Source organism: uncultured Campylobacter sp. (genome assembly GCF_938045625.1).
Lineage (GTDB): Bacteria > Campylobacterota > Campylobacteria > Campylobacterales > Campylobacteraceae > Campylobacter_A.
Genome location: NZ_CALIAV010000049.1, coordinates 25912 through 35372, shown reverse-complemented (window position 1 = coordinate 35372; position 9461 = coordinate 25912). Strand labels below are relative to the sequence as shown.

General features: G+C 35.8%; 8 protein-coding genes. All 8 read right to left on the bottom strand.

Annotation, left to right across the window (positions count from 1 at the left end; all coding sequences use genetic code 11):
• The coding region (locus Q0386_RS04780) for a hypothetical protein (protein WP_299027816.1) at positions 1-1505 on the bottom strand (1505 nt) is incomplete at its 3' end.
• Between the two features lie 236 nt (positions 1506-1741).
• Positions 1742-1954 (bottom strand): hypothetical protein, encoded by a 213-nt coding sequence (locus Q0386_RS04775; RefSeq protein WP_299027813.1) that lies wholly within the window; start codon positions 1952-1954, stop codon positions 1742-1744.
• On the bottom strand, positions 1951-2733 hold the full coding sequence (locus Q0386_RS04770; RefSeq protein WP_299027810.1) for a hypothetical protein: 783 nt from the start codon (positions 2731-2733) through the stop codon (positions 1951-1953). The genes Q0386_RS04775 and Q0386_RS04770 overlap by 4 nt, the downstream gene beginning before the upstream one ends.
• An 81-nt stretch (positions 2734-2814) precedes the next feature.
• The gene (locus Q0386_RS04765; protein WP_299027807.1) at positions 2815-4416 is read right to left on the bottom strand and encodes a calcium-binding protein; all 1602 of its coding nucleotides are present in this window, start codon (positions 4414-4416) and stop codon (positions 2815-2817) included.
• A gap of 308 nt (positions 4417-4724) precedes the next feature.
• Complete coding sequence (locus tag Q0386_RS04760) at positions 4725-5375, bottom strand: alpha/beta hydrolase-fold protein (protein ID WP_299027803.1); 651 nt, start codon at positions 5373-5375, stop codon at positions 4725-4727.
• 23 nt (positions 5376-5398) lie between these two features.
• The gene (locus Q0386_RS04755; protein ID WP_299027799.1) at positions 5399-6232 is read right to left on the bottom strand and encodes a hypothetical protein; all 834 of its coding nucleotides are present in this window, start codon (positions 6230-6232) and stop codon (positions 5399-5401) included.
• A gap of 528 nt (positions 6233-6760) precedes the next feature.
• Complete coding sequence (locus Q0386_RS04750; RefSeq protein ID WP_299027795.1) at positions 6761-6970, bottom strand: hypothetical protein; 210 nt, start codon at positions 6968-6970, stop codon at positions 6761-6763.
• Positions 6971-7103: 133 nt separating this feature from the next.
• On the bottom strand, positions 7104-9263 hold the full coding sequence (locus Q0386_RS04745) for a hypothetical protein (RefSeq protein ID WP_299027792.1): 2160 nt from the start codon (positions 9261-9263) through the stop codon (positions 7104-7106).
• Between the last annotated feature and the right edge of the window lie 198 nt (positions 9264-9461).

Genomic DNA, 9461 nt, shown 5'->3' with positions numbered 1-9461 from the left:
TTTATGTGCTTCTTTCTGTCTTCGGGGTTTAGCATCAGATATAGATTTATCATAGCAGCTAAAGTATCATTCTTGCTTGCCGCTACTTGAAGGGAATTTAAATTTCCGAATGCTTTGATCTTAGGAAGAGATCTTATTTCAAGCGGGATATTTATATCTTCTTCTTTTGTTTTATCCAAATTTACCTTAAACCATACATCATTGGCATTTATGGTAGAATCGTCATTTAAAGTAACCTTGGAGCTTTGCTTTACCATATTTGAATTCTCATCCATAGCTATCTCGTTATAGTTTAAATCTATACTTTTGATATTGTTATGGGCAAGCGAGCTAAGCTCTCCTTCGTCTGTTATACCGTTTGAATTCTTATCTTTCCAAATTTTAAGCTTACTAAATATCTCGTCTTTTTCATCTATGACATTATCATTGTTTATATCATAAGTTTTTAAGGCCTCATAGCCATTTGTTGCCTTGGGATCGGTATATCCGTAGGCGGTATTTGAGACGGTATGATTTCCAAACAGTTCACTACCGTTATCTATCTTACCGTTACCGTTTTTATCCAGTGCCAGTAGTCCGTCATCCTTTTCTATCCAAGCGGTTGCTTCTTTAAAACCATTATTGTCATGATCGAAATACACCGTGTTATCGAGTTTGGTAGATGTTATGCCGTTTTTGTTTAGATCAAGAACGATAGGTGAAGCATCGGTTTCGGGGTCATCGGGATCAGGATTGCGGTCATCGTCTATTATTTTACCGGTGCCTTGTTTGATATATCTTACTTTTAGATTTTTGGATGTTTTGCTTTCTACTACTGTAGCGCTTATATTAAAAACTCTATCCTCTTGTTTTATAGTGTCCCCGTTCCATTTATAGGTAAAATCTTTTTCTTGGTCGTTTTCTTTAAAAGCTATCTCTTCATCGTTTATTTTTAAAGTTAATGTTTCTTCTTTTTCAAGTTTTCTGTTTAGCTTTACTTTAAATTTCATAGATTGATTAGCATCGTCTCCTTCTGCCGATTCGTTATCGGATATACTTACCGTTATATCTTTGGGGTCTAGCAGGGTTATACCTAGGTCGTTACGGTATTTGTTGAAGTTTTGGATAGTAGCGCTTCCTTTACCTTCGCTAAGTATTTTTAGGGTTTTATCTTTTTTGTTAAATACATATACAGTTGCTCCGTTCATATATATATCTTCATCGCCTTTACTATGACTATATGTTCCGCCTTTTAGCTGATTATTATCGTTGTCAAATACTCTGCCTTTACCGTCGCTATCTTTGATATCTATGTAGCTATTGTTTATGAAATAATCATCCTTGCCCTCTCCCCCTATAAATATATCGTTTCCGCCGTGACCCACAAATATATCGTTGCCGTTTCCGCCAAAGAGAACGTCGGATTTGGCTCCGCCTGATAACATACCGCTAGGTTCTTTGCTTATGCCGTATAGCGATTTTAACTTTTCAGATGCCGGGCGCATATAGACGGTGCCGTCAGGCATAGTTACGTGTAGGAAGCCGTTAGGGGTTATAAATACATCAGATTTTTTGCTTTCAAATAGATACGAGTATAACTCTTTATAACCAGTAGATGGATCTATGTCCTTAAGCGACAAAATTGTAGTAACAATACCAAAAAGTGGAATATAGAAACTAGCATATGCTATAGCGCCATCAACAAGCAGCCCTACGGCTTGCTTTATTTTAGATTCCCCGCTGGTATTATCTATTAACATATTTACTTTACAGAAGAGCCCATAACATATATGAAAGCCGCACCTCCTTTTAGTTGAGAAAAATCTTTATATTTCAGACTTATTAGTTGATCTACAACACCATTAACTTTTCTTGAATTTTTTAATAATTCTTCTTGTTCCTTAGATAAACTATTAATTAGTTTTTCCTCAGCACGGTCAAGCTCTATTTGGGCTTTAAATTCTTTTTTACTCATCTGTTATCTCCTTTACTAAACACCATTAATTCACTTTTTGCCTTGCTTATGTTTATACCTTTATTTATTAAAAAGTATCGTTTGATTTCTAGATATTCTTGCGTTGCGGTTATAAAAATATTTATTATCGTGCCGTCTTTAAAATATATCGCCAAGCGGTCATATAGTAATCTATTAAAACATATGCCGCCCTGCAATGCGCAAATAATGCTCTTTGGCAAAAAGAAAATCGCGATAAACAATATAGCTATGATTATAAAATCATTAAACATAAACATCGTCATTGCGAGGGTAACGACGAATATACAAATATAAAATAACTCTTTTGAAATCGGAAAATACGGCGGCAAAGAGTTTCTTATATCGGCATTTTTTGAAATATCGGTAATTTGATCCAAATTTATCCTAACAATCCTTATATTATCCACCTCTATGGATATGGAATTTTGATTAAATATTATAAAACGCTTGCTAAAAGGGCTATCTCGCTCAATAACTCTAATAAACGGTATGACTATAAGAAATATAGCGATGAAGGGGAAATCATCCGTTTCTAGCGGTTTTTTTAGATCAAATGCGCTTAGTATCCCAAGCTGGGCTGCGACTAGAACAAAAATCAACAAACCAAACTGGATAACGATTATCAAAGCGCTATGATCTTTAATAACCAGCGGCTCCTTATCATAATCCCTCGCAAATTTCTTTGAGCTGGGATTTGTTAAATTTGGATTGTGAGGATTGTAGTTTAAATTTTGCGTCTGATTATCTGCCGTGTTCAAATTTTGTTCCTTTAAATCATATTTTTAAACAACTAAAACAAATTTAAAATATTTAATAATGAAATCTTACTATCGATAATCTTAAACAGCTATTAAATTTAAATTATCATTTCGTATAATTATTTCAAAAGGAAATATTTTAAAAAATTTATACCCATTCACAGCCTTATCGTCCGTATAACCGTAAGCAGTATTTGATACCGTATGATTTCCAAACAGTTCACTACCGTTATCTATCTTGCCGTTACCGTTTCTATCGTAAGCTAAAAATGCATCATCTTTACTTATCCACCCGGTCGCTTCTTTAAAGCCGTTACTATCTATATCGAAATTTACGGCTCCGTTTAGTTTAGATGTAGCGGTACCGTCTTTGTTTAGGTCTATTATAATAGGCGAAGCTTCTACTTCCGGATCATCATTGTGGTCTGGTTTTCTATCATCATCTCTTATGGTGCCTTTGGCGGGTTTTATGCTATTAACCGTTAAATTATTGGATGCGCCCTCTACTACGGGAGCTACTATAAAATCCCTGTCTCCTTGAGGTATCTCATCGTTTTTCCATTCGTAATTATAGACAATGGTTTTACCGTCGGAGCTAATACTGTCGAACATATCTTCATTTATATTGCCGTCTTTGGGAGGAGTTCCGAATAAATATTTTTTATCGTTTACTCTTAGTATTATATACTCCTCTCCTTCCAGCTTTCTATCCAGAGATATGTCAAATTTCATGGTTTGCGCAGATTCTATGGCGGATGAGTCCGATATAGATACCGTTATTTTACCGCCGTATAATTCTACGCCTAGGCTTTTATCTTCTTTGCTAAATTCGTTTATGGTTATACTCTTGCCGTCTTTTTGAACGGTTAGAGTAGATTTGTCTCCGCTCTCATTTAGTCTATACTCTATCAAGCCGTCTTTACTTACGTATGCTCCTTTATCCTTATCGTATGTTCCGCCTTTAAGCTCAACTCCTTCAAATACTACTCTGCCTTTACCGTCGCTATCAAAGATGATGTCTTTGTCTCCTACGTAGTAGGTGTCAAAGCCAGTGCCGCCATATAGAAGGTCTTCTTTATCGTCATTGTCCGTATATATGGTATCCTTACCGTTTCCGCCGTAGATAGTATCTTTTCCTTGTCCTGCATAAATAGTATCGTCTCCGTCATCATCGCTATCTTTACCGTTATTTACTCCTCCGTATACGGTATTCTCTCCTTTGGAGCTTCTTAGGTCTATAGTGTCGTTACCTGGGCCTGCTTCGATGTAGTTATCGTGCTTGCCGCCTTTTATGCTATCGTTACCGGCCAAGGCGTATATGCGGTTATTAAAATTGGGCCTAGCTTGTATCGTTTCGTCCAGATTGGCTCCAAATATTACATCGGTTTCCTTGTCGCTATTTCCTGCAGGATTGCTATATAGTTCTTTTTTGGTTTCAATGTCAAAGTAATTAAAATTTACGGGTTTTTTATCGGGATATTTTAAAGCCGCCTCAAACATTTTTGCTTTATCTTTTACATAGTCGTCCGAGTATTCGTCTTTATACTTTTCAAACTCTTTGTAAGCTGGAGAGTCTACGCCAGAAACTATGAAAGGGTTTAGGTGAACTAGGGCGTAGAGAGCAGATATCGGGATGGAGGAATTTGGAAAGAAGGAGTTGACCGACGAATCCCTATGTAGCAAATTTATGCTAAATTTAGTATCGTTTTTCTCAAAATCTATGGCTATATCTACGATGTCTTTTTGCTCGGCATTATTACCGTTTACTATCTTGTTGATAACATTTAACGTTTTATTGGCAACCCGTTCTACTCCATTACCATTGTGTCCAAATAAAGCTAAACCCTTAGAAATCCACTTAGATAATCAGTTATTTCTTCTTCCCTGATACCGTTTTTTATCATTTCGTCGTAGAAGTATAGGATTTTAGTTAGATCAACGCTTGAATGGCTTTCGCCTGAAACTTCTACGAGATCCCCAAATCTTTCCTACTAACGTAAGTTTGCTATAAGACTTAAAGCGTCCTTGGCTCTTACATCGGTTACTGATGTAGTCATAGGGGAATTTTGGTAATTATAGAAGGCTTCTCCAATCTGTGTATTTAAATATTTATTGGGTGCACCACGCATTATGTAATAGTAGCCATTTTCATATTTATAAATCTTGGGATACGCTAAGTTTTTTCCACTAGGAGAGTTGAAGGTATAGCAGTGATCAAATAAATTTGGATACATTTTTGAAGCCACTTGAGCTAATGTGCCACCTAAGGAGTGGCCGACTATGGTAGTACTTTTCCCCATTTGTTTATAAGTTCTTAATGTGCCCGCTATACTATTTATATAATCCATCATGCTATTTGTTTGAGAACTAGAAATAGAATTGAAAGCTAAACTACCATCAGCAATAAGTAGATTATCCAGAAATTCATTCGAAACTTCAGTACCACGTATAGCAATAACTATTTCATCTCCTTTTTCAAATGCTGTAACCTGAAAACCACTACTATCATAATTTTTCTTAAATAGCTCATTATCTTTCTCTATGTAGCCATTAAGTATTTTATTTTTTAAATCTCCTACGTCATCATAACTAATCCACGATAAAGCAGAATATGCTTTTAGCTCCTTAAAGTTAATTCCCATTTTATTCTCCTTAAAAATAATCACTATTTTTCAAAATATCTTTTTATAAGTTCAATATCACAAGAATACCCCATACTCTCAATGTCTATATTTGCTGACTGACAGTATTTTGCAAATAAACTACCATCATATGCATGAAATTCGAAAGATAATATCTTGAGTAGCCAACTATTTAATCTACTGTCTTTATATATACAGTAGCTATTTTTACTAACAGCTACAATTTCACTAGCATTTTTTAACATTGCCTCGTAACCAAATTTTATACCTATTATAGAACCAAAAAATCCTATTTTGGGTTGTTCTAGCTTTTGGCATTCAGTATTGTTACAATCTACAAAAGAAATATCTACAACTTCATTTTCTAGTATTTCTTTTTTTGCTATACATTTACTCGTAAGTTTTGAATATATAAAATTTAAAAAATATGTATTAGGATATATATTTAGATTGTCTTTTGACAAAAAGCAATCTTTTGATATATTGTCATCAAGATATACTCTATAAAATTTATCATCTTTTATATCTATATTCTTTTCTTTAAAATCTACAAAATCTACAAAATTATTTACAATAGATAAAAGAACTTTTTCTCCAGCATAAAAATTATTTACGTTACTGGCTATTTCGCCGGCATAATAACCACGTTGTAATGGCTTTTTGTAAATTTCAATACCAGCATATTTGAAAACATAGTATTTATTAACCAAATTAAAAACCGCCAAATCCCCGAAAAAAACCAAAAACCAAGCAAAAAGCCAAAGAAGTTTGCGTTTGCCCATGGGGGCGATTAAAGCGACAAAGAAGCTTACGATTAGAAAAATGAGTGCGATTAGAAGTGCTGCGGCGTCGTGCATATTTAATCCTTTTTAAAAAATACATATGCAAATTTATATAGCCTAAAGAACTTTTCCGAATAGTAGCATTCTACTCTTACGTATTTTAAATTATTATTAAATTTAATACAAAGTCATTACTTAAATTTATACAAAATTTAAGAAGCCGACATTAACATTCCAAATCCGATTTTTGATATTTATCGATGCAGTATTTTTATATTGGTTGTATTGCCAGGTATTTAAATTGCAGATTAAAGATAAAATACTCTAAAAACAACGGCTTTTAGTAGTAAAACCCAAAATTTCTAAATCGGTTTTTCAAAAATCCGGACCGTAGCGGCTTGGAGTGCTCGGATCGTGATCGAGCAAATCATCAGTCTCGTTCATTTTTACTATCTTGTGCAAAAAGAATACCATTTAGTTTTTCTATTTTTTCGTCGTCGAATTTTAAATCCCTGTCGTATTCGAAACTCTCGCCGTCAACGGATATGGCGCCATAATTCATATGTACTTTAGGAGTGAAATTGCCTGTAGTAAAATATGATTTTACACCTTAGATTCTAACGCCTCCTGCTTTACGATACCTTGATCTAGCGCCTCATTTATTGCGTTAGCTACCATAGAGATGTTCTTTTTGATAAAAAAGTCGGTCGCTCGTCCTATCTTTATTGCAAAGCTCTTAAATTTATCGAAAAAATTAGAAGCGGGATCGTTTTCTTCGACGAACCTGGCGACGTCGATCGCTTGACCGCTCATCTCTTTATAGTCGTATATTAACTCTCGTCCGTTATTTGCGGGTATGATTAAATAAAGATTATCGCGGTTTGTTAGGCAAATTTGCTTTGAGGCGTTAAACTCGGGATTAAGTCCATAAGCTTCTAGTGCGGTTTTAATCTACGCTATTAACCGCCGTAAAATCGACGACTTTTGCGTATGGCGCTTTAGTTTCTTGTGCCAGCGGAGCAAATTCGACTTCATCGATATTAAATTTAGCGCACAAGGCGGCAATCTCACGAGACGAGGAAGTATCTATTTTAATCTTTTGCATTTGTAGGTTTTGGGTTTGCCTTTTGGCTAGCTTTCGGGTTTGTAGCGAGATGTCCGTATCTATTTGAGATTTGATCGCAGGTTCTACTTCTTGGAAAAATTTAAGATACGGAGCAAGGGCGCGTCCTGGTTCGTTATATTTAAAAACCAAAGCCTCTCGCGCCAAAGGATAATAAAGCCTTGCGACGTCTCCTTTCGTATATTTATCTACGTACTCGGATATATCAAAAAGCTCGGCTATTTTATTGCGGACGGCAAGATAGCATTTTTTTACGTACTGCTTTTGGCGAGAGATATCTTTGTATTTTACGCCGAATTTAAAATTCGTATCCCCAAAAACGACTAGACGTATCTTATCGGTTTCGCCCCCTTCTTTTAATCGCCTGTTTTTCTTTTCATAGGTAGGCGATAACTCGTCTCGTGCCGATGTTTCAAGAGTTTTTTGTTTGATGCTTTCTGCATCCGTTACCGTATCGCTTTGACGGCTTTGCGTCGCTACAATCATCGATTTATAAGGCAAGCTTTTGATCTTTTTTGTAAGACGAGCTAGCGTTAAGGTAGGAACGCCGCAAATTTCACCGTTTAAACCGCCCCCTATATCAAAAAACATAGCGCTAGAAAAGCTACTTGCAAACTCCGTGCCGCGGTAACCGTATTTTTTAAGATGAGACGCGCTATTTACTAGATACTTTGATATTTGCTTCCTATATCCGTTCTTCGCCTCTCGCTGCTGCCGCTCATACTTATTCTTGATATCCGTCTGCATTAAAGGGCGAAACGTCGCGTTTGAATATACCTCGTTTTTCATTACGCCTGCAAGCTCGTCCATGGACTCGATTTTTTCGCTAACAAAGCCTGACGCTAAATCAAAGTCTCCGAGCGGTAGCTTTTGAACTCCTATTTCAAAAACGGGAAGTTTATCTTGCAAGTCCACGGTTTGCGGTTTAAATTTTTCATCAAAAAGATAATTAACTACGTCGTTTAACTCAGGCAAACTTAGCTTGCAATCCCTTACGAAAAAATCGTACAAACTTGGAGCCGAAGTTCTTTTGGTTCTTTCGTTATATTTAGCTAATCTACTAGGATTTTCAAGATTCTCTTTATAGACGCAATTAGCCGGTAGCCAATCTTTTTTACGCGCAAATTCCAGCGCCTCTAGCGGAGAAATAGCCGAAATTTTAGTAAAAAGTTCGGATTTTGCGCCATCTTTTTGTTCATCTATCTCATTGACAGGCCGCTTAGATTCGCCGGCATCTGATAGTATTTGAGCTATTTTCATATTCTCGGCCGGAGCTTGAATCTCGACTTGATTCATAGTGATTTCTTTTTCGTCTTTGATATACCTTTTACCTTTGCGCGCTATTACGTCCTTAGCCATAGTATCCTTAAGTCTTTGAATAAGGACTTCAAGATTGTTACTTGGCTTAGGTTTTGGTATATGGTTTGGGTTTACGGCCGCAAAACAGGACTCAAACCCTTTGCCGTAAAGCCTTATATGCTTTTTCATATCGTCTGCTTTAATCTTATAATACGCACCGTTTTTACCGTTTACTTTAGTATATTCTAAACCCAGCCGACAGCATAAATCTACTACTTCTTTTTCGTTTTTAACGTCTTGAAATAGTATTTCTAGATTCTTTCTAGTTATAGCCGTTTTTGTTTTAAACGGTTTTATGCGGTTAGATCTTGGACTGTTTTGCGGTAAATCTAGATCGCATTTTTGGCAAAGATATGTTTGAAATGCGCTATCTATACCTAAGTTAAACGGTCTAAACCTGATAGCCTTATCCAGCATGGGAGAATATTTAGCTACCGCAAGGTGAATATGATCTAATCTTTTTTCGCCTTTTTCATTTGTTTTAATCTTAGCAATATGAGCTTCCGCATAGCATACTATCTCATTAAGGTCATATCCGCTACAATAAAAATCTAAAGTCTCTTGAACGAGTTTACGCATAAAATCTCGGCGAAACTCGTCTGGTATATCATCTATTTTTTCCATATCTTGCTGCGAAAAAGATAGAGTTAAGTGGTAATAGTTTCCACTCTTATAGTCTTTATGAGTATGCATAAAATTTTCAATCCGTTCAAAAACGTCAAGATTTCCTTCGAGAGGTATTACAGTATCTTTCTGTATTCTAGTCATCGCTGAACCATTCTTTAGACCGTATCTAAGGTAGTTTGAAATACCGTATTTAGC

Bases quoted from the DNA above. Each gene is read 5' to 3' on its own strand.
- Q0386_RS04760 (WP_299027803.1), bottom strand. From the start codon at position 5,375: ATGGGAATTAACTTTAAGGAGCTAAAAGCATATTCTGCTTTATCGTGG.
- Q0386_RS04755 (WP_299027799.1), bottom strand. From the start codon at position 6,232: ATGCACGACGCCGCAGCACTTCTAATCGCACTCATTTTTCTAATCGTA.
- Q0386_RS04745 (WP_299027792.1), bottom strand. From the start codon at position 9,263: ATGGAAAAAATAGATGATATACCAGACGAGTTTCGCCGAGATTTTATG.
- Q0386_RS04750 (WP_299027795.1), bottom strand. From the start codon at position 6,970: ATGAGCGGTCAAGCGATCGACGTCGCCAGGTTCGTCGAAGAAAACGAT.
- Q0386_RS04775 (WP_299027813.1), bottom strand. From the start codon at position 1,954: ATGAGTAAAAAAGAATTTAAAGCCCAAATAGAGCTTGACCGTGCTGAG.